General features: G+C 47.7%; 1 pseudogene. It reads right to left on the reverse strand.

Going from position 1 to position 260, the window contains the following annotated elements:
* Positions 1-260 (reverse strand): annotated as a pseudogene (locus ACFSKL_RS10630) (hypothetical protein); the annotation flags it as partial.

A 260-nucleotide genomic window follows, 5' to 3' on the forward strand; every position in this document is an offset into this window, starting at 1 on the left:
GGAGAGTGTGAGTTTCACGTCTCCATCCCCCTCTTCTTTAGAAAGCTCCCAGTATTCCGCATCGTCAATCAGGTTCAACCTGCCTTCCTTTTGTTCCCTGGGATACAAACCATCCGGGTCATCAAAGAAATACTTTGCATGGAAATTTGAAATAGCCTCTGAGGGTGAAGAGATTCCCGCAAAACGGAAAAAGCCCCCATCACCTATCGGATAAACAAAAGCCTCGTCCCCTTTCTTTGCCACCACTCCATCTACATGGC

The sequence above is a fragment of the Belliella marina genome (assembly GCF_042682445.1).
In the GTDB taxonomy this organism is placed as follows: domain Bacteria; phylum Bacteroidota; class Bacteroidia; order Cytophagales; family Cyclobacteriaceae; genus Belliella; species Belliella marina.